At 53.4% G+C, this 21117-nt stretch carries 17 protein-coding genes and 1 pseudogene; 5 read left to right on the forward strand and 13 right to left on the reverse strand.

The features are described from left to right. Positions 1 to 24: 24 nt before the first annotated feature. Positions 25 to 2796 carry an EAL domain-containing protein gene (locus AAGF34_RS05000; protein WP_342619525.1) on the reverse strand — a complete coding sequence of 924 codons (2772 nt, stop codon included), beginning with the start codon at positions 2794 to 2796 and terminating at the stop codon, positions 25 to 27. 158 nt (positions 2797 to 2954) lie between these two features. Here AAGF34_RS05000 and AAGF34_RS05005 point away from each other — a divergent pair, with 158 nt between their 5' ends. The 4 genes and pseudogenes from AAGF34_RS05005 (at position 2955) to AAGF34_RS05020 (ending at position 7721) form a co-directional block, all read left to right on the forward strand. Further along, positions 2955 to 3683: a hypothetical protein gene (locus AAGF34_RS05005; RefSeq protein ID WP_342619526.1), complete on the forward strand. Its 729-nt coding sequence runs from the start codon at positions 2955 to 2957 to the stop codon at positions 3681 to 3683. An 825-nt stretch (positions 3684 to 4508) separates the two neighbouring features. Continuing rightward, positions 4509 to 5551, forward strand: a pseudogene (locus AAGF34_RS05010) (IS3 family transposase); the annotation flags it as partial. Between the two features lie 398 nt (positions 5552 to 5949). After that, positions 5950 to 6711 (forward strand): transporter substrate-binding domain-containing protein, encoded by a 762-nt coding sequence (locus AAGF34_RS05015; RefSeq protein ID WP_342619527.1) that lies wholly within the window; start codon positions 5950 to 5952, stop codon positions 6709 to 6711. 713 nt (positions 6712 to 7424) lie between these two features. Then, positions 7425 to 7721, forward strand: coding sequence for a hypothetical protein (locus AAGF34_RS05020; protein WP_342619528.1), 297 nt, complete (start codon positions 7425 to 7427; stop codon positions 7719 to 7721). Here AAGF34_RS05020 and AAGF34_RS05025 read toward each other — a convergent pair. Further along, positions 7718 to 8632, reverse strand: a complete 915-nt coding sequence (locus AAGF34_RS05025; RefSeq protein WP_342619529.1) for a GGDEF domain-containing protein — start codon at positions 8630 to 8632, stop codon at positions 7718 to 7720. The genes AAGF34_RS05020 and AAGF34_RS05025 overlap by 4 nt on opposite strands. A gap of 623 nt (positions 8633 to 9255) precedes the next feature. Beyond that, the gene (locus AAGF34_RS05030) at positions 9256 to 10053 is read right to left on the reverse strand and encodes a hypothetical protein (RefSeq protein WP_342619530.1); all 798 of its coding nucleotides are present in this window, start codon (positions 10051 to 10053) and stop codon (positions 9256 to 9258) included. Positions 10054 to 10613: 560 nt separating this feature from the next. On the opposite strand from AAGF34_RS05030, the gene AAGF34_RS05035 reads away from it, so the two are divergent. Beyond that, positions 10614 to 11504, forward strand: a complete 891-nt coding sequence (locus AAGF34_RS05035; RefSeq protein ID WP_342619531.1) for a LysR family transcriptional regulator — start codon at positions 10614 to 10616, stop codon at positions 11502 to 11504. Positions 11505 to 11552: 48 nt separating this feature from the next. Here AAGF34_RS05035 and AAGF34_RS05040 read toward each other — a convergent pair whose 3' ends face one another. The 10 genes from AAGF34_RS05040 to AAGF34_RS05085 all read right to left on the reverse strand — a co-directional run bounded on the left by AAGF34_RS05040 (position 11553) and on the right by AAGF34_RS05085 (position 21105). After that, a complete protein-coding gene (locus AAGF34_RS05040; protein WP_342619532.1) occupies positions 11553 to 12287 on the reverse strand; it encodes an amino acid ABC transporter ATP-binding protein in 735 nt (244 codons plus the stop codon). Between the two features lie 11 nt (positions 12288 to 12298). Then, complete coding sequence (locus AAGF34_RS05045; protein WP_342619533.1) at positions 12299 to 12964, reverse strand: amino acid ABC transporter permease; 666 nt, start codon at positions 12962 to 12964, stop codon at positions 12299 to 12301. Then, positions 12961 to 13671 (reverse strand): amino acid ABC transporter permease, encoded by a 711-nt coding sequence (locus tag AAGF34_RS05050; RefSeq protein ID WP_342619534.1) that lies wholly within the window; start codon positions 13669 to 13671, stop codon positions 12961 to 12963. The genes AAGF34_RS05045 and AAGF34_RS05050 overlap by 4 nt, the downstream gene beginning before the upstream one ends. Positions 13672 to 13859: 188 nt before the next feature. Then, a complete protein-coding gene (locus AAGF34_RS05055) occupies positions 13860 to 15425 on the reverse strand; it encodes a methyl-accepting chemotaxis protein (protein WP_342619535.1) in 1566 nt (521 codons plus the stop codon). Between the two features lie 24 nt (positions 15426 to 15449). Further along, positions 15450 to 16190, reverse strand: a complete 741-nt coding sequence (locus AAGF34_RS05060; protein WP_342619536.1) for an amino acid racemase — start codon at positions 16188 to 16190, stop codon at positions 15450 to 15452. Positions 16191 to 16222: 32 nt separating this feature from the next. Further along, positions 16223 to 17122 (reverse strand): amino acid ABC transporter substrate-binding protein, encoded by a 900-nt coding sequence (locus AAGF34_RS05065; RefSeq protein WP_342619537.1) that lies wholly within the window; start codon positions 17120 to 17122, stop codon positions 16223 to 16225. 482 nt (positions 17123 to 17604) lie between these two features. Then, positions 17605 to 18018 carry a cupin domain-containing protein gene (locus AAGF34_RS05070; protein ID WP_342621036.1) on the reverse strand — a complete coding sequence of 138 codons (414 nt, stop codon included), beginning with the start codon at positions 18016 to 18018 and terminating at the stop codon, positions 17605 to 17607. A gap of 83 nt (positions 18019 to 18101) precedes the next feature. Continuing rightward, entirely contained in the window at positions 18102 to 19097 is a 996-nt protein-coding gene (locus tag AAGF34_RS05075; protein ID WP_342619538.1) for an aldo/keto reductase, read from the reverse strand. An 11-nt stretch (positions 19098 to 19108) separates the two neighbouring features. Continuing rightward, the gene (locus AAGF34_RS05080) at positions 19109 to 20524 is read right to left on the reverse strand and encodes an MFS transporter (RefSeq protein WP_342619539.1); all 1416 of its coding nucleotides are present in this window, start codon (positions 20522 to 20524) and stop codon (positions 19109 to 19111) included. After that, positions 20521 to 21105, reverse strand: coding sequence for an NAD(P)H-binding protein (locus AAGF34_RS05085; protein ID WP_342619540.1), 585 nt, complete (start codon positions 21103 to 21105; stop codon positions 20521 to 20523). Before AAGF34_RS05085 ends, AAGF34_RS05080 begins: the two co-directional genes overlap by 4 nt. Between the last annotated feature and the right edge of the window lie 12 nt (positions 21106 to 21117).

Below are 21117 nucleotides of genomic sequence, written 5' to 3' on the forward strand. Positions count from 1 at the left end.
ATAATTCACAAAGATAAAGACGACTTATTTACAAGACAATGCCGCATCAAACTCATCTATCGGAAGCGGTTTTCCAAACAAATATCCTTGATAATTGGAACAACCGCTCATTAGAAGGCGCTCTTTTTGCTCTTCCGTCTCTACTCCTTCAGCAATTACGCTGATGGACAAGCTATGTGCCATGGCAATAATTGTGCGAACGATTGCCAAATCGCTAACGTCTGTTTCGATATCTCGCACGAATGATTTGTCGATCTTAAGCTGGTCGAGAGGCAATTGTTTTAGGTATTGCAACGACGAATAGCCAGTACCAAAATCATCTAATGAGAAGTGTACTCCTATTGAATTCAATGCATTCATAGTCGAAACCGTCTTTTCTATATTTTCCAGCAAGAGGCTTTCCGTCAACTCCAGTTTAAGTAGATTTGCATTTACTTCATGTCGAAGCAGCGCAGCCTTCACATTCGTCACGAAATCTGTTTGTCGGAATTGTTTAGCGCTGACATTTACCGCTAAAGTAAAGTGTTTTGTTCGCGCATCTTGTTGCCAAGACTTCAACTGCGCGCAGGCCCTCTCCAGCACCCAATTTCCTATGGGCAAAATTAATCCGGATTCCTCTGCCAGAGGAATAAACTGTATTGGCGAAACCATTCCGCGCACTGGATGAATCCAGCGAATCAGTGCCTCCGCTCCAATTGGGCAGCGAAACTCATCTACTTGTATTTGGTAGTACAGATGCAACTGCTGTGATTCCAAAGCATTGTGTAATTCATTTTCCATGTATACACGTGCCGCAATACTGTCCTGCATATTCTGATCGAAGTAGCGGATAGCGTTGCGACCAGCCTTCTTGGCCTGGTACATAGCAATATCAGCCTGCTTCATCAACTCATCTTTGGCATGGTCGCCGCTGTCAAACAAGGTGACTCCTATACTGGCCGTGCAACGAAACATGTGGTTTTTGAGTTGATAAGGCTGGCTGACGGCAGAGAGGATTTTTGTACCAATATATTCCGAGATCGCTGCGGCCTCCATGGATTGTTCGCTCAGATTCAACAGTAAAACCACGAACTCATCCCCTCCCAGTCGTGCAACGGTATCGCCCTCACGAACGCAAGATTTCAAGCGTTGCGTGACTTGTTGCAGCAAAATATCCCCGAAGTCGTGTCCAAGAGTGTCGTTAAGATTTTTGAAATTGTCCAAGTCAATGATCAGTAACGCCCCCTTTCGATTGGAGCGCGCACCAAATGCCTGCTGAAGCCGGTCCATTAAAAGCAGTCGATTGGGCAACGCCGTCAGGTGATCATAGAAAGCCAGATATTGAATTTTTTCCTCCGATGCCTTCCGATCAGTTATGTCGATGTGAGATCCAACGTAATGAGTGACAGCTCCCTTTTCGTCTTTGACTGCTGCAATGGATAGCCATTTGGGATAAATTTCACCATTCTTACGACGATCCCAAATTTCCCCTTGCCAGGCTCCGTTGACACTTATTGCTTCCCACATAGATCTGTAAAACTCAGCGTCATGGCGGCCAGACTTAAAAAGACGCGGCGTGTGTCCCACAACCTCAACAGACGAATATCCGCTTGTCTCGACAAACGCTTGGTTAACGCGAAGGATTACTGTATTTGCATCGGTGATCATCACGCTTGACTCAGACTGAAATGCTGTAGCGGCAATGCGCAACTCGATTTCGTTTTGCTTGCGTTCCGTAATATCACGCGAAGAGCTGAACAGTGCCGGCTTACCGTCCAACATGAGAGCAACGCCGCTTATTTCAACATCAAAAACTGCTCCGTCCTTTCGTTGATGAGTCGTCTCAAACTGGTAACGACCACCCCTTAAAAGCAACTTTGACAAAATCTTTTGAAGCTCTGCGGCGGAACGACTGGTGGACCATTGCGAGAGATTCATACCTGTTAGCTCATCTCGTCCGTAGCCTATCATGCTGCAAAATGAATCGCTCACCTCAATGATATTGCCATCGGCATCCAGTATATGAATGCCGTCGCTGGCATTACGTAAGAGTGCTAGGTTCTTCTCACTTTCTCTTTTTAATGCATCCTTTTCGAGATTAAGTAATACGTTCTGTTTTGCTATTTGACCGTGACTTTCCGCCAATTGTTTCATGAGCTGGTTAAAAACCAGTTTCAAGGTTTCAATCTCGCCAACTTTAACTTTTCCAAGATCAATTGGTTTACCTTGACCACTTAGAAATAGCGTTTCAACCTGATCAGAAAAAACCACCAACGGCTTCACTATAACGGAGCGAATTAGGAACCATATCAGCAGAGCAAGAAATATGAAAATTGCTGACGTAGTCATAACAACCAGCGAAATTGAGTCTCCAAGACGTGACATAAGCACTGCATCACTTGACGCAATTCGTAAGTATCCTAAGTCCTGTAACCCATAGACGTCTGTGTGGTGCAAAGTCTGTTGAACTGTCAGATCAGGGGATGGGCGAGCGCCGGACGGACTCCTCCACGACGCACCAACTTTGCCTTCCAAACCAACAATTTCAACGCTAACAACAATAGGGTTTGCCCCAATTCCATTGACCATTGAATTGAGAAGTTCACCCTGCAGTTCCCAAAGTGCTGATTCAGCACCTGGCTTGAAGGTTCCTACCATAGAATGCAGGTTGCTGACTATTTCCGCCTTGACTACACGGTACTCAAGGAATATCAAGATGCCGAGAATTGACGTTGCGAACACAATGTACGCCACCAACATTCTGCGTAATATCAGTTGCGACAAAGTTTGAGGAGAACTAATCTTGATTAAGTTCACTTTTGAGACCCCGCAAGTGTTACAACGCTTCCTACTTAATTTGATATCGTCAGAAGTTCCAACAAAATACGCAGCTCAAGTACAAAGAACCTCGACTTAAATGGGAATAGAATTGACCTCTTCTGCCTCCAAGCGAAGAACCACGTGAAGATGATCTGATGATACGTCAGACAATGGTCGCATGGATACTTGTAACCGGGTTCCCAGCCTTGCAAGCACAGGCGGAAGACCGTGTTGTGTCAATAGGGGAGTCACCTTTTTCTGCCGAAGCTGACGCCAATGGAGGTCATGGCAGGTTGGTAGATCTTATCCGCGCACTTGACAGGGCCACTCATTCTTCGACAAAGATTGTCCTGCGCCCGTTCGCCAGATCTTTGGAAGAGACGGCGGCTGGTCATGCGGATTTCCACATTCCGCTCATTCAAAATGGTGACTCTTCTGCCCCCCCCGGGTTAGCTTACGTTACGGAAGTTAATTTCGGCCAAGTTCCATTTGTCATTTACTCGCACCAGCGGGCACCGCTTGATGCCTCAAGTGTAGTTAGCGCCAAGAAAATTGAAATTGAACCCGGTCACGAATCATTCTTTTCATTTCCTGTAAAGGTGACGCATTGCGTGCCCTGCACCCTGGACAAAATCTTATTGGGAAGAACGGACGCAATGATCGTGTCTGCAGATATTGTTGATCCTCTGCTGAGTAATCCGAAATATAAAGGTATACATCGTGCGTTGTACAAAGTGTACCCAGTCAGAGCACTAGTTCCCATCAAATCAGACTCCAGTGAAACACGCCGCTACTTGATCGAAGGAATGGAACAATTACACAAGACAGGGGAGTTTTGGAAAGTTACTGGACGTAACCATCAATATCTGGATTGGCAGCCCTGACGATCCAGAAAATATAGCGGGTGCTGTCAACTTTTTGAAATTTGGCGGACCCAGTGCCACTAGCCTGTGGGGCACAAATTAAACTGTGGCATTTACAACTGATTGGTTCTCCTTTGCGCAGAATTCCCAGTTTACGGAGACGTGCAGTATCTGCCCTCTGCATCGACGATCATGAATCGTCCTTACCTTATGAGGGAAATCGTGAGACTGTGGATCAAACGTTGGCAGTGCTTCGCGCTCCACGCCACGAATAAAAGGCAGAATTAAGACTTCGTTGTAAGAGCAATCCCGCAAGCTTGGCGCATACCTGGCGGGAATTGCGTTGGGACAGGAATTTAATCCAAGCATAATTCATTGGTGTATGCGTTAGGCACCACAGTTACGGATGCTGATCGATGTACAGGATCTGCATCGGCATTCCTTACGTTGGCATTGGAGGCCTAAATGACTACCGGTTCAGGAACTGTCAGATCTACCCTATAGGATGCTCCATCACGATCAAACCGGTCCTTTGCTCGTCATACTTATTGGCCGATCCATCAATGAACCTCAATGGCCATGTCAAAGTTCTTATGCGCTACTCGATTGAGTACTTCAAGGGTCTGCGTTTTCAGCGCTTTAAGATCAAAACTGCCACGGCCACCACGGCTACTCAGCCTCTTTACGAATCACTGGTTTGCAGTAAGGTGCTCCTGACCTACCACCGAATGCTGTGACAGTAAGTGCTCCTTTTCTAATCCGACCAAACATCATCATGACCTGACCGATGAATTTCGGACCAATTGAAGCTTGAGAGAATGGTCTCCTCTGCAAGGAGAGACGGGAATGAAGCAGGGACGATTCAGTAACGAGCAGATAGTTCGGATGCTGCGCGAGACGGACCAGGACAGTGTGGCGGTGGTGGCCAAGCGCCACGGTGTGAGTGACGCGACCATTTACATCTGGCGCAAGAAGTTTGGTCAGCTTGATACCGATGAGGTCAAACGCCTCAAAGCGCTGGAGGCGGAGAATGCCCGGCTGAAGAAGCTGCTTGTTGACCGTGACCTGGAAATCGAGGTCATGAAGGAAATCAACACAAAAAGATGGTGAGCGCACAGGCCCGACTGGATCAGGCCCGCTACGCAGTACAGCGTGGACTGAGCCAGCGGCGGGCGTGTGCGCTGATGAGAGCAGCCCGCTCGGGCTTGTATTACGACCTGCGCATGCCGGTCAAAGACGCACCAGTGATTGAAGCCATGAAAGATCTATCGGGGCAATTCCCGCGCTTTGGCGCTCGACGGATCAATGTCTTTCTGTCGCGCCAGGGCCTGGAGATCAGCAAGGACCGCTGCAGTCAAATCTGGAGCGTAGCGGGCCTGCAGGTGCCGCCACGCAAGAAGCGCCGGCGCGGCTTTGCCAGAACCAGCCCACGGCCAATGTCGCCGCTGGGGCGCAATTCGGTGTGGTGCTATGACTTTGTGTTCGACTCCTGTGCGAACGGCCAGCAATTGAAATGCCTGACGGTGGTGGACGAGTACACACGGGAATGTCTGGCCATTGACGTGGCAGGCTCTATCCGTTCCAAGCGGGTCATTGATGTGCTGAGCCAATTCATCAGCATTCACGGTGCACCACGCTATTTACGCAGTGACAAAGGTCCCGAGTTCGTCAGTTTGGCCCTATTGAATTAGGCCAAAGATGAACGTCTGGAATCCGTTTTGAGCGATCCAGGAAAGCCTTGGCAGAACGGTACCAATGAAAGTTTCAATGGCAAGTTCAGAGATGAATGCATGGCCATGGAATGGTTCCGAAACCGGCTGGAGGCCAAGGTCATCATTCAGGACTGGCGGCGTCACTACAATGAAATTCGGCCCCATTCGAGTTTGAATTGCCGCACACCGGCTGAGTTCATCGCGGGCTTGAAGAACGATTTATCAACCGAGACCAGGAAGTCAAGTTGAGATTGGCCTGAAGAAACCCGGCAGGTCAATCAAGGCAATTGAAAACGGTGATGTATGCCCCCTTCCGCAAGGCCCGTGAAATTTCAGGAATTCCCATTAAGGTAGAACTTTGCATCTGTTGGCCTACATGCACGTCCATGTTATGAACATCTGGCCTTCGTTCCCTACACACCAAGTGCGGCCTTCACCGTATCGTTGCTGATTAATGACAAAGGCGCGGTCAACATGAACCTCATTCCCCTTGACAAACCGTAAAAATTGGGAGCCCAATTGCGAAAAAATGGCAAGGCATCCATTCAGATGGTGCCTATGATGAGTCATAACCCATGAATTCGCTGTACGTTGGTAGGTTCGGATTCTCTCGTTGGAGAAGTATTGCGTTATTCAGCGCAATGCTCGGTCTCGCCTGCCTCGCGTGTCATGCCCAGGGCATTTTGCGTCTTGCCAAGATCGAAAATGTTCCAGATCAGCAGGTTGGTGCTGAAATTCTTGTTGCGGTCTACAGCAAGCTAGGCATCCAACTCCAGTTCATAGATGGTCCGGCGAAACGATCATTGATTGAGTCAAGTGAGGGCCATCTCGATGGAGAAATACAGCGTGTGCTTGCTGTGCAGAATGAATATCCCACGCTGATCGCTGTTTCAGAATCCATCAACTACATCGAACCCATTGCATTTACCAAATCAATGAGTTTCTCAGTAAATGGTTGGGACTCACTTCGTCCATACAGGATAGGCATCGTGCGAGGTGTTGGCTCATCAGAAAGAGGGGTTTTCGGAATGCCACATGTATCTCCTACAACGACCATGGATCAGATGATGCTTATGCTCAATGCAGGTCACATTGACGTGGCTGTTAATGATTTGTTCAGTGGGATGCTCGTCTTAAGCAGACTCGGATTTCAAGAAGATATTCACCCTCTTTTTCCAAAGTTGCAGCACATCGAGTTGTATCACTTTTTGCACGAACGACATCGTGCGCTGGTGCCTAAGGTGGAGGTCGTCATTAGACAAATGAAGTCTGGCGGTGAGCTGGCCAGCTTGCGCAAGCAGATAACGGACCGTTTGCTGAGCGAGGCAAATAGGTAATGGCGAGAATCAGAATCTGTCCAGTGCACCAATCAAGGGGATCTGCCGCAAAGGCGGTTTCAGCGATACCTCCTTTTATATGTGGCGACATGGATGTGCCGGGCGCCCGCAAGCTCCGTGAAATCGAGAGCGAGAACGCCAAGCTCAAGAAACTGCTGGTAGAGGCCCACCTGGACATTCATGCCTTGAAGAGTGTTCTCGAGGTAAAGCGCTAGCCCACAGACCAAACGCGAGGCCATTGGACGCATGGTGAGTGAACATCATTTGTCCGAGCTCCGCGCATGCCACCTTCTGGGGCTCTCCCGCGACAGCTATCGCACCTGCCAGAAGCAGACCAGGTCAGGCTGGCACTGAGCAGCAAGATCATTGAGATCGCCCAGATACGTCGGCGCTTTGGTTACCGGCGAATCCACGACCTGCTGCGCCCAGAATTCTCCGGCGTTAACCACAAGCGCATGTACCACCTGTACACCGAGGCCAATCTGACGGTGCGCAGGTGTAGGGAGGCCAAACGTCCGCCAGCGGATCGCGTGCCGCTGCAACTTGCCAAATCCATCAATAATGGTACGGAATGTGGATTTTCTATAGTCCGCCCGCAAACCGCAAGCTCAAACTGGTGGAGCTAGACGACTCGCGTTTATCTATCCGCCCTGTCCGGGGCAGGGAGTCGGTACGTCGGCTTTTCGAATCTTGGCTGGATTAGCGGCCTGCTGATGGTTTTGCCCAATGCACTGATTGCCGTGTACTATGCGCGCCGGGGTCGACAAGACATCGTTCTGAGTTCACAAATTGGTGATGCACATATCTGCGTTCCGATGTGCATTGGCATATTTGCAGTATTCAATTCGATTCACACCCCTGGCATGTTCCAAACGGGCATTTACGTCATCCTGGGTGCGGGCGTGCCGCACTTCTTGACCGTGGCCTTCCTCAAACGAGTGCCGCGAATCTTCGGAATAGGGTTGCTGGGAGCGTATGGATTCTTCTTTTACAAGGGAATTGTGCATTAGTTGGCACTGGCAAGGGCCTGGCCCAGGGTGACCCGATTGCGACCATCTTCCTTGGATTGATAGAGTGCTGCATCGGCTATTGCCAGCAACTCCTTGCTGCTCGTGACGCCGTCGTATTGAAGCCGGGCAACGCCAAAAGACATCGTGACAGGCAAGGACTCACCATGGATCGGGTTACCGCTGGGCCCAATCTTCTTAAACGGGTGTCCTGCAATAGATTGCCGCAGTCTCTCAACAATGCTCAAGACTTGCCGCGCATCGGAATCCTCATAAATCAGCAAGAACTCCTCACCGCCATAGCGGCCAGCCACGTCAAGATGCTTGCGTGTGAATGAGTCAAACAGCATTCCCACCTCCTGCAAGACAGAATCACCCTGGATGTGACCGTACTGGTCATTGATTTTCTTGAAAAAGTCAATGTCAGCCAGAACAACAGCTCCCAGGCCAGAATTCTTGCGCTTCTGGCGCTGAAACGCTTTCTCAAATGCCTCCCGTATGGCGCGGCTGTTCATCAGTCCGGTTAAGCCATCTATGCTTGCCAATTTCTCGAATTGTGCTTTCATGAGTACGGCACTGAGCATGTTGCACATGACTTCACAAGCGCGCACTTCGTATGTCTGAATGTCAGACTCTTCCCCAAAAAAGTCACCTGCCAGAAGGTATCCATGGCCCAGACTCTCGGGCATGTAGATCGATCCAACGATATCGCATCCCCAGCCTGGAACATTGACGGCCGACACACTCCGACGTTTAAAGGCCATGACCTCGTTGATGAATTCCGCCGGGGGATTGTTGATATCCAGGCATATCTTGCTGCCCTCTTCTAAATCCGGGCGCTGGTGCTCTGAACTGCAGACGCCCACCACTTCCAGTATCAGGTCGTTTTCAATGGCATTGGCAATCTTGTACAAGACGCCAACGTGAAAGCCCATCACGTTATTGACAATTTACAGTGGCTTATCAAAATAGCCTTGCCCCTGCAGCGACCTGCTGCTCAATTCGTGACTGAGCTCGCCGAGTTGATTCAACAGGTATTCTGCAGAATGTGTCGCTTTGGCCATCGTTTCGTTACCTGAATTTTCCCTATGGTATCGGATGCCAGCCGAGTGGAGTACACGCGGGTGCCATATATGGACCCGTGCATTTGGCTGGATCCGTCCCCAAGAACTGTGGGTGGGTCTGTGGGAAACTCTTGAATAACCTCAGCGAACCCGCATGCCTACAGCGTTTGCGGCTTGTGCTCAAAAAGGATGCAGATCGTTTATTCGATTGTGGTAGGGCATTCCACACCAAGAGGCCTAGATGGGCACGAAGCTGGCACTCTCTAGTGGTTGCAACCAGGCAGCCCGATTTTTGCAGCCACTATAACTCTTGCTCCTTATTTCCTATGCAGGAACATCATTGGTAGGTGAAAAGCAATGCTCCACATTGCATATGACGACCATCGTGCAGTGATGAGATACACGTTTCTGGAAATGTCCAGACAGAAGGGGCCCACAGGCCCCTCGTCGACGACCGGACAAATCCGCTTATTTTACAGCGGAGCATTGGCCTCTTCGCCCGTATGCGTCACTGCAGCTTGTTCTGCCACCTTGCTTTTTTTCGGCGCTGCTTTGGCCTTGCGGGACACCTTGGGTTTCGCAGGCGTTCTTACTGCTTTTTCTTTCTTGGCAGGCTTTGCCTCCTTGGCTACCGCTTTCACATCGTTTACAGGTTCTTCCGAATTCGCGGCGTTTGCAGCGCTTTCGCCCAGTTGGTAAGTTCCACGGCCTACCAATTTGACGGCGCCAGTGGCTAGAACTCTCTTCAGCGATATGCCCACTGAGCCCAATGGAAGCTTGGCGCCAGCTGCCAACGCAGCACCAGTGACAGCCGTACCTACGTCTGCTTTTAAGACACCTTGCAGATAAGACAGAAGCTTGCTGTCGTTTGCGGTGAGGGCGCCGGGAGCAGCAGCCTTGCGTCCAGTCTTCTTCGATGCCTTTACTTTCTTGGCAGCCTTGACATCTACTGCTGCAGCGTTGGAAATCGCCCCACGCTTGGCGACATCCCGCAGAACGATCACGTCTTCTACAGGATCAGCCAGTTCATTGGCCAGAGCAAAGAGCTTCTGAAGCTGGGACTCCACTGCGACAAGGCCTTGGCTCAGGCTGGAGAGTAACTTGAATCGCTCGATCACCTGATCCGACTCCGTACCAAACGGCTGACTACTCAGGTTGGCAACGAGCGCCTCACCTTGCGCGCGCACCGTCTGCCCGAAGGCCTCAGCTGCATTGTGAGCAGCTTGACCTGCTTTTTGGATGAACGATAGGTTCTTTTGGTATAGCGACATACAACTCCGAGAAAAATAGATGAGGAAATGAATACTTTAGCGAATCAATCTTACGCCTGGCTGTGTATCCATTGTCTATACATGGTGGCAATGCAGCTAATGAAATCAGTATCGATTGTGTTAACCTTGCCTGCGGGAGAAGTGACAGTAAAGCGTTAAGGCGAATGGCCGTAACCAGCCAATTCAAATCGATAGTTGTACGTCGCATGACGACCACCAGCAGCCACTCATCAATGGTTGGTAACAGGTAGTCAATTTCGTCACCCATTCCCGATTCAGAACGCAAATTATTGAAGATCAATGCACAGGGACCGCAAACGCAATGCGTTATTACGGGAATCCGGTCGGTTGGCTCGCATATTCTCCCCCAAATGGATACGACTTTCTTCATAGTAGTCAAGAACTGGGCCAATCGCCATTCGCTTCGGCCGCGACATCAACCTGCTTCTTGGCCTAACCTACAATCCGAGACGCGCCGGTGGCTGCAACCGCCGCAAGCCGCATGGTGGTGTGGCACGGCTACTACTTGTATCATGTGCCCGTTCCAGTAGTTCACCCGTATGCGCATTAAACACATCGAAGTTTTCAACGCGATCATGCTAACTGGCACAGTTAGTGCGGCGGCACGGCTTCTGCATGTCACGCAGTCCGCCGTTACCCAGACACTGCAGCATGCAGAGCTGCAATTGGGATACGCGCTGTTTACACGCCAGTCCAATCGGCTCATTCCTACGCGTGAAGCACAATCCATGTACCCCGAGGTGCAAAGGCTCATGTCGCAGCTGGAGTCGGTGCGGCGCATGAGCAAGGCCCTCGGTAAGGGGGAAGGCAATCATTTGAGAATTTTGATTGTTCCATCTTTGGCGGTACGCGCCCTCCCTGACGCGTTACAGCGATTTCGTGCACGTTACCCGGACATGCAGGTTTCGATCCGTACGATGCATTCAAATGAAATTGCCCAGGCCATCGCCCTCCAGGAAGGGGATGTCGGCGTGGTGTACGGTAGCCTTCCCCACCCTGCCGTGCACGAAGAATCCGTTGCCGTCGGGCGCTTGGTGTGTGTGTCGCGGGTCGGCAGTCCGGGCGCGGACGGACGCAATACCGTGGCGCTGGAGGACGTGCTGCGCGGTCGCTTCATCTGCATCGATGAAAGGGATCCGCTGGGCGCCATGCTGGCTGATCAATGGGCACGTCTGGGGCTGGCACCTCACGCGGACATCACCGTCCAGACCCATCACATTGCAATGGTGTTGGCCGAGGAAGGATTTGGTCCAGCGATCATTGACTCCTTCACAGCCCAGGCGAGTCGGAATGCGCGTCTCCATGTGCGCGATTTGTTACCTGAAGTACCGGTAGAAATTCGGGCACTGTTACCGCTGGGCATACGGTCGCCGCGCCCAGTAACGGACTTCCTGAAAGCCCTGCGTTTCGTGACGACCAAAGACTCGTGAGAGGCCCTGTCCACAGATACGCGTGGGGCCCATGCGGGGTGGCTGCGTTCAGTGCTGCAGGATCTTGGATAGGAAATCCTGGGCGCGTGGAGGGCGTGATCCGGTATCTCCGAAGAAAGAGCGGGTTTGGCAATCCTCCACAATCTTTCCTCCGTCCATGAAGATCACGCGGTGGCTAACCTTCTTGGCAAACCCCATTTCATGCGTAACCACCATCATCGTCATCCCCTCTTTGGCAAGTGAGACCATGACGTCCAAAACCTCTCCCACCATCTCCGGATCCAGTGCCGAAGTGGGCTCGTCAAAAAGCATCACCATCGGGTCCATGCTGAGAGACCTTGCAATGGCCACGCGTTGCTGTTGCCCTCCCGAGAGTTGCCCTGGAAACTTGTCTTTGTGCTGAGACAAGCCGACGCGATCCAGCATCTTCAATCCCCGCGCACGGGCATCTCCCGCGCTGCGGTTGAGAACTTTGACTTGTGCGAGTGTCAGGTTGTCGGTCACCGTCAAGTGGGGAAACAGTTCAAAGTGCTGAAATACCATGCCAACGCGTGAGCGTAGCTTTGGCAGATTGGTGTGGGGTGCTCTCAGGCTGATTCCGTCCACCACAATGTCGCCACTTTGAACGGGCTCCAGTGCATTGACGGTCTTGATCAGCGTGGACTTTCCCGAGCCGGAAGGACCACACACTACAACCACCTCGCCAGCGGCAACCTGTGTAGTGCAGTCGCTCAGTACCTGAAAGCCACCGTACCATTTGGAAACGTTCTGGATTTTGATCATCTTGGGACTCCTCAACGAATGATTTGGATTTTTTTCTGTAATCGACGCACCAGCATCGACAAGCTGAAGCAGATCAGGAAGTAGCTCGCGGCGGCCACCACGTAGGTTTCAACTGGGCGGTTGTAGTTACGCCCAACTATTTCGAATCCCTTCAATAGGTCGTACGCGCCAACGCTATACACCAGCGAGGTGTCTTGAAAAAGCACGATGGTTTGTGTCAACAGGACTGGCAACATGTTGCGAAACGCCTGGGGCAGAACCACCAACTGCATGCACTGTCCATATGTCATACCCATGGCATAGCCCGCATACATTTGTCCCTTGGGAACAGACTGGATGCCAGAGCGCATGATTTCGGCGTAATACGCCGCTTCAAATATTGAGAAGGTGATGATGGCGGACATTTCGGCTCCGATGGGCCGACCCAATAGCAAGGGCATAAGCAGAAAGAACCACAAAATGACCATGACCAGCGGGATGGAGCGCAACGTATTGACATAGGCTGACGCCGCGAGACGCAACCCCTTGGTGTCGGACAACCGCATCAGTGCCAGCGCGGTACCCAGCAGGATGCCGCACACCATGGAGATCAGAGTCAGCTGCAATGAAAAGAACAATCCCTTGGCGATGAAGTTGGAGACGACCGTCCCGTTCAAGAATGAAAAGTCGAAGTTCATAGGGAAGCTCCACGTCGATGTGCCACACTGATCCGGTTCTCCAACACCAGGGCCATGCGATTGATGGCAAACGCGGATATGAAATACAGACCGGTGACGGCAAGGTAGATTTCAATACCACGCGCGGTTTCTTCTTGGGCCTGGATGGCAAACATAGTCAGCTCCGAGATACCTACTGCAAACGCCACCGAAGAGTTCTTGATGATGTTCATCGCTTCGCTGGTCAGTGGTGGAATGACAATGCGTATGGCCGTAGGTAGCAACACGTAACGGTAGGTTTGCACCAACGTTAAGCCCATGGCCAGCCCGGCGTAACGCTGACCGGTAGGAATGGCTTGGATACCCGCCTTGACTTGTTCTGCAACCCGCGCCGATGTAAAAAATCCCAATGCCGTAACCACCAACAGAAAGCCAGGGACCGCCCTCAGACTGGGAAACACGGATGGCACGACGTGGTACCACACAAAAATTTGTACCAAAAGCGGTACGTTGCGGAATAGTTCGGTCCACACATTGCCTACAGTAACCAGGGCGCGTGAGGGCGTGGTGCGCAAAATGCCCACCAAAATCCCGCTGGCCAGCGCCAGCAACAGGGCGAGCAACGCAACGGACAGGGTCCAGGCCCACGCAGACAGAAGCCATCGCAGGTACGTTTGTCCTGAGCCGTTGTCTTGCAGGAATATCTGCCAGTACCACGGCTGCATCATTTACGACCCCCGACATGGTTGGCATATGGAGGAGCCTCCGCAGGGCGGATTTGCATACCCCCCACGACGCGACTTGGAAATTGCTTTCCGCCGAGACGATTACGTTCCTGACGGAACACGGTATCTTGGTGTGGTTTCGGATTCATGAGACGGGTGGGAATGTGGAAAAAGACATGAAGACCCCTGGGTTACAACTTGAATTGACCTACGACCTGCGAGAGCCGGTCGGCCTGATCGCGCATGGCCTGAGCGGCAGCGGCACTTTGCTCCACCAGGGCCGCGTTCTGCTGCGTCATGTGGTCCAGGTGCCGCATGGCGGTTTCCAACCTGGTCGTGCCTAGGGACTGCGCAGTGGCGGCAATGGTGATCTGACCGACGAGATGCGCGACATTGTTGACGGAACCCACCATCTCGTTCATGGTGCGCCCTGCGTTGTGGACCTGATCCGCGCCAGCATTCACGCTGATTACCGACGCTTGGATCAGGCTCTTTATTTCCTTGGCAGCCTCTGCGCAGCGCTGCGCGAGTCCCCGCACCTCGGACGCTACAACGGCAAAGCCGCGTCCGTGCTCGCCCGCTCTGGCTGCCTCGACGGCGGCGTTCAACGCCAGAATGTTGGTCTGAAAGGCAATGCCGTCGATGACGCCAATAATGGCGGAGATTTTCTGGGAACTCTCGTTGATGGCCTGCATGGTTTGCACGACAGATCTCACGACAACACCACCACGTGAGGCCACTTTCGCCGCGTTATCGGCCGAATTATTGGTCTGCACCGCGGCTTCGGCCGATCGGTGGATGACGGTAGAGAGTTGCTCCAGGTCTGTGCTGGCTTGTTGAAGTTGGGTTGCCGTCGTTTCTGTACGTAGGCTCAGGTCGAGATTGCCGGTGGCGATTTCACTGGCCGTGGAAAGGATGGATTCTGAGGCCCATTGAACGGCTTCCATGGAGGCCCTCAACCGCGCAACCATATGACTCAGTGCATTCACCATATGACCTATCTCATCACTTTCCTGGGTACGAATCTGGATGTCTAATTGCCCGTCCGCAACGCGCTGGGTGGTATGGATAACCTGCCCGATCTGGCGAGTAATGCGCTGTTGGGTTACCCAGGAGAACGCGACACAGGCACCTACTGCAAGCAGTCCTAACACGATCAGAAGTGCGGATTGCTTTTGCGCATCTGAAGCGAGTTCCTTGCTTTGCAGATCGGTTTGTCGTTGCACCTGCTCCATGACTTGGTTCAAGGTCTGGTTCAGGGACATGAAATCCTGATCGGCGTTCTTCATAGCCTCGTCATTGGGAGATTCGGTCGATAGTTCGATGGCCCGGTCACCCGAATGTGCATAGGCCTGCACCTGGTGTTCAATGGTCTGGGCAAGCAACGCGTCCACCGCTTGGTCCTTGCCCTCCTTGCCCTCCTTGCCCTCCTTGCCCTCCTTGCCCTCCTTGCCCTCCTTGCCCTCCTTGCCCGTGGCTATACGGTGCAGCAGCGTCTCTCGCTGGGTGCGAATCGCCTGGATTCTTTTGCTGCCCAAAGCATTGATGACCGCCATGGTTCGATACAGGTCTATATGCGCATCATTCAAGGTGGATCGCATCTTCAGGACTTCTGTGTACCGCCCCATCATGGCCACTTCTGAGGTGCGGCTACGTTCACGGAATACGCTGAGTGCCCAGAGCGAGGCACCCAGCAAGACGATCAGCAGCACGGTGCTCAAGGCAGGGGCGATCAGCAGTTTCGTACGCAGACGCATGGTTTCTCCTGGGCCTGACTGTCTTCAGACAGTGGGCACGGCACGCTGCGAAAGCGACCAGGCAACGGTTCGACGAGCCAGAGACGCAGTGGCATCCACTACCGGCGCAGGCGCATTGCTGTCATCAAGCACCAGCGGTATTTCCGTGCAGCCCAGAACCAGTACCTGTGCCCCGCGTCTGAACAGTGCGTTGGCGGCTGTCAGCAAATGCTTGCGGCCCACATCTAGCGCGCCCGATTTCACGGCTTCTATGCCTGGCATCACGGACTCCAACATTTCACCGGCAGTGGGCAGGGCCCACTGCACGCTAGTAGCGCTTGCCAGATACTGAGTCCGGTTCACATAGAGCCCTGAGGCCAGCGTCGCGTCGGTGCACAGAAGTCCTACCGTCACACCTTCTCCCGCTCTGGCCACGGCGTCCTGCAACGCGGCATCCACCAGATGCAGCATGGGCAACCCCACTGCGCTCTGCAGTTCGGAATACCACAGATGTGCGGTATTGCAAGGAACCACAATCAGCCCGGCACCGGCTCGGGACAAACGCAGTCCACTGGCAATCATGGCGCGAAGTGGTGATTGACCATCTCCGCGAAACGCGGCAGTCCTGTCCGGGATTTGGGGAATCGAGCTCACCACCATTGGAATGTGGTCCTGATCCGTGGCGGAAGGTGTTGCTTGGAGCACCTTCTGCATGAAGTCCACGGTCGCCATGGGGCCCATGCCACCGAGTACACCAATCAGGCCGGGAATCAATTCGGAGTCCATGGGTGTTTGCGAAAGAAGGTTGGCGTCCATCGTCAGGCGGCAGGCTTGTCAGACAGGTTCTTCAGGTTTTCCTGCAGTTCCCGGCTCATGGGTGCATTCAGGTTGATCCCCTTGGGGGGAATGGGCGACTGAAACCACTTCTTGTAGAGTTTGGTGAATTCGCCGCTTTTGACGAGGTTCGCAATGGTGGTGTCCACCAGCTTCTTAAAGGCGGGGTCGTCTTTACGCAGCATGATGGCGTAAGGCTCCACCTGCAGCGCATCGCCCACCACTTCAAAATCAGCCGGGTTTGCGGCGCTGGCTTTGAGTCCATATAGCAGGATGTCATCCATGGCGAACGCCTGTGCCCGACCCGTTTGAACCATCAACAAGGATTCGGCGTGATCCTTTGCGGCCAACAGATCAATGCCAAGTTTTTTTTCTTCGTTCAGATTGCGGATGACGCGAAAGTTGGTGGTCCCGGTAGTGGAGACAACAGGCTTCCCTTTCAAGTCATCCAGGGATTTGAAGGGCGCACCAGTCTTGATGATCAGACGCGTGCCAGTGTAGAAGTAGTTGGTGGCAAAGGCGACCTGTTTTTGACGCTCGCTGTTGTTGGTCGTCGATCCGCATTCGATATCAATGGTGCCGTTGGTCAGCAAGGGAATGCGGTTGGCCGGAGTGACCGGTTGCGGGGCCAGCTTCAGATCGCTGCGTTCAGTTACCTTGCGCACTTCCTCCACAATCCTGCCGCAGATTTCCCATCCGAACCCGGTAGGCTGTGCCTTATCGTCCAAATATGCAAAGGGAATGGAAGACTCGCGATATCCCACGGCAATGGTGCCGCTTGCCTTCACCTTGTCCAAGGTGGTGGTGGTTTGTGCGTGCACGCACAGCACGGCCGACATGGACAACGCCGATACGGTTGCGAAAGTGGAAATACGAGAATGCATACGCTGCTCCTTGGGGGTGTGGAAGACGAACAAATGACAATGCAAATGCTATGGATCTTCTGCAGGAGTAGTTATCGCAATTGCGATGAGTCCTATTAGTTCACCTAATGGGCAATGATGGCAATTGCGAACGTTTTAGGCTGTGAACTCGCCGATCTGACACCGGCCAATAGCCATCAACGGCTGCACAAAGGTTGCTAGCAGCCTCAATTTAATAGGTGCGTTTGCAGCCTTCTTCAGCCGCTTCCGTGTTCAACCGGTTGCACTTGTCGATAGTGGCGTCCAGATCGAATCAGACTGGTACAACGGCAGGTCTCCGGATGTAATTTCGTGTATTTCTTTGACCGCAATGGGCACACATCCGCCCCTCCCCGATGACTGCAGTCCGGAACGGTGATTTCAATGTCAGTTTCATGACTGACCGGCCAGGAACCTCAATTTCAGGTGCCGACCAGTTGCCAGTATTCACCAACGTTCGCTCATCAGTCAGTAAATAGAGGTCCAGCTAGGTACTGCTCGTCGGTAACTGGCTCCATCCACTCGACGTTTTTGCCCTCGATGATCTCGGTGATGGCAACATGCGACATGGCCGTGGTCAGTGAAGCACCGTGCCAGTGGCGCTTCTGACAGGGGCACCACACAACATCGCCGGCTCGAATTTCAGTGCGCGGCCCCCCCTCACATTGGGTCCAGCCCAGACCGGACAGGATGACCAGGGATTGCCCTGCCGGGTGGGTATGCCAATGGGTGCGCGCGCCGGGCTCGAAGGTGACGATGGCTCCGCCTGCGCGCCCAATTCCTTCGGCTTGAAATAGGCTGTCAATTCGGACTGAGCCCGTGAAATACGATTCAGGTCCTTTGACGGATGGCTTGCTGCCATTACGGCTAATTTTCATATTCATTTTGGTAGTCCTTCATGTGGCGTGGGTAGGTTGGAAGTTTCTGCGCTGACTTGCGCAAGTGAAAAAAATTTGCCAAATCAGAGACCGGTCATCTTCAACACCGCTTCTGGCAGGCGTGCGCCCTCCAGTGCCATGTTGGAAAGGGCCACATCGATTTCCTTCAGGTCAGAGGCCGTCAGCTCAATGGAGACCGCCTCCAGGTTTTCCTGCAAGCGATGCAAATTGGTGGTTCCCGGGATGGGAACAATCCACGGCTTTTGTGCCAACAGCCAAGCCAATGCAATCTGTGCCGGTGTCGCGCCTTTGCGTGCCGCCACTGCACGCACCATTTCGACCAGCGCCATGTTGGCCTTCAAGGCATCCGGTGCAAAGCGCGGCACATGTGTCCTGAAATCTGTGCTGTCAAAGGAGGTTGCTGCATCAATCTTGCCCGTCAGGAACCCAGCACCCAGCGGACTGAACGGTACGAAGCCGATGCCCAGTTCTTCCAACGTGGGAAGAATCTGCGCCTCCGGTCCACGCCACCAAAGCGAATATTCACTCTGAACTGCGGCAACCGGCTGAACTGCATGGGCACGGCGAATGGTTTGCGCCGATGCTTCCGAGAGACCAAAGTGTTTCACCTTGCCTGCCTGAATCAACTCCTTCACCGCGCCGGCGACCTCTTCAATCGGCACGGCCGGGTCGACCCGGTGTTGATAGAAGAGATCAATGGACTCGATGCCCAGACGGCTGAGCGAGGCTTCGGCAACGGCCTTGATATGTTCGGGCCGGCTGTTCACACCGCCTCTGCGCTCGCCCGTCTCCATATCGATGGCAAAGCCGAACTTGGTGGCAATGACCACCTCATCACGAACGGGTGCCAGGGCTTCACCCAACAGACGTTCATTTGTGAACGGCCCATAGGCTTCAGCAGTGTCAAAGAAGTTCACGCCCGCATCAAAGGCGGTGCGGATCAATTCAATGGCCGCCGTCTTTTCCGTTGCCGGACCATACACGCCACCAAGCCCCATGCAGCCTAAGCCCAAGGCTGAGACCTCGAGCCCGGATGTACCCAATTTTCTCTTCAACATAATGTGACTCCTTAATTTGCCGATCCCGCCACCGACAGGACTTCCCGTCGTGGCCGGACAATGAACATCAGTACCAGGGCCAATGCAGCACCCAACATCACGGCGCTGGCCGTGAGGGCGTGTGAAATGTGCTGTGCCAGTGCTGCCATAGCACCCGGAGTGATAGCGCCCCCGAACGCAAATACCACGACCAGGATGCTCAGGCCCAGCGAGTTGCCTAACTGGTGCGCCACGTTGACAACACCGGAGGCTGCACCCGCATCTTCGCTGGCAACACCCTGCACGGCAGAAACGGTGAGCGGCGCCAGCACAAAGCCCTGCCCAACACCCAGCAAGAGCATGGGCAAGGCGATGTCGGGGAAATAGGCGGAAAGATTCGTCAATCCGGCAAGCCAGGCCATGCCTCCGATGCAGAGCAGCAGGCCAAACGCAAGCAACCTTGCATTGCCAAACCTTCGACTGAGGCGTGGTACCCAGATGGCCGCCAAAAAGTTCGGGATCGTGGTTGGCAGAAACGCAAGGCCTGCGTGCAACGGCTTGTACAGCATGACTTCCTGCAAAAACTGCGTGGTGAAGAACCAGAACCCAACCATGCCGCCCAGAAACAGCAAGCGCGCTGCGTAAGCTGCGTTACGCTCCCGGTTGGTGAACAGATGCAGTGGAAGAATCGGTTGCAGCGCACGCGACTCATGAATCAGGAAGTGCACCAACAGTGCCAGACCGACTGCTGCAGATACCCACGTAGCAGGTGCAGTCCAGCCAAATTCTGCCGATCGCACGATGCCAAACACGAGTGCCCCCATTCCCAAGGTGGAGCTCATGGCCGCAGCAATATCCAGCTTGCCCGATTTCAAGGGCGTCTCTACCAGGTACCGCTTGGCGCCCACAATTAACGCAATGCCAATGGGCAAATTGATGAAGAAACCCACGCGCCAGGAAATCATTTCAGCCACCAGGCCACCTAGCACCAGGCCAAGGCTCGCTCCCACGCCAGCGGCCGCGGCGTACATCGACATGGCGCGGGTGCGAGAGGGGCCTTCAGCAAAGTGAACCGACAGCAATGCCAGGGTAGAAGGCGCAAGAATTGCAGCACCCACACCTTGTATTGCGCGACCTAGCAACAGCCAAGTGGGTGACTGAGCCAGACCGATTCCCATCGACGCTGCCGTGAAAATCGCCAAACCGGCAATGAACATGCGCCTGCGCCCCAAGATGTCCCCGGCGCGTGCGCCCAGCAAGAGAAAGCCACCAAAGGTAAGCGTATAGGCGTTTTGTACCCATGACAGCTCGGCGTGGGAGAAACCCAGTTCTGCGTGGATGTTGGGCAACCCAGTCAGCACGATGGAAATGTCCACCACCAGCATCAAATAGCTTGTAACGATGATGGCGAGAATCGCGGCCTGCTGTGTACCGTTTTTGTTTTTCATACGCTACTGACTCCTAAACTGCGACGCACTTCGAGCGCAGGCGACAAAGAGAGCTTCACAATCAAATCCGAAAGACTGTTCAGAGAAACGTCATGTCCTTTGAATGGTTCACCTTTTTGCGTGAGCTGGTAATCCGCCGCCGCATCGTGGGTAAACCAGCCGGGGCGCAGAATGGTGTAGTCCAAATCGGAGGCTTCGATCAAGGCCGCTGCATCGCGGTATGGATCCAACACGCTTCGGTAGCGTTCACCCGGCACCTCGCCATAAATACCCATTGAGCTGATGAAGATCAGGCGTTTGAGACCCACCACTCCCATCGCCGTAATGATGGTGCGCGCCAGCGTCGTCATGTCACCGGCGAGGTTGACGTAAACCACGTCCTGTCCGCGCATGGCAGCTTCGAGCGCGCTGCGATCCAGCACGTCGCCTTCAATGACCCTGACGCGCTTCGGGTCCGGGTTGGTGATTCGTTTGGCGCGGCGCAAGTAAAGGGTGAGCTCCACTGATTCCCGCTGCAAAAAGACGGGAATGGTGTGGCGCGCCAACTGGCCGTTGGCGCCGAGGATCAGGATGCGGGTCACGATGATTTGTCC

Origin of the sequence: Rhodoferax sp. GW822-FHT02A01 (assembly GCF_038784515.1) — a bacterium.
Lineage (GTDB): Bacteria > Pseudomonadota > Gammaproteobacteria > Burkholderiales > Burkholderiaceae_C > Allorhodoferax.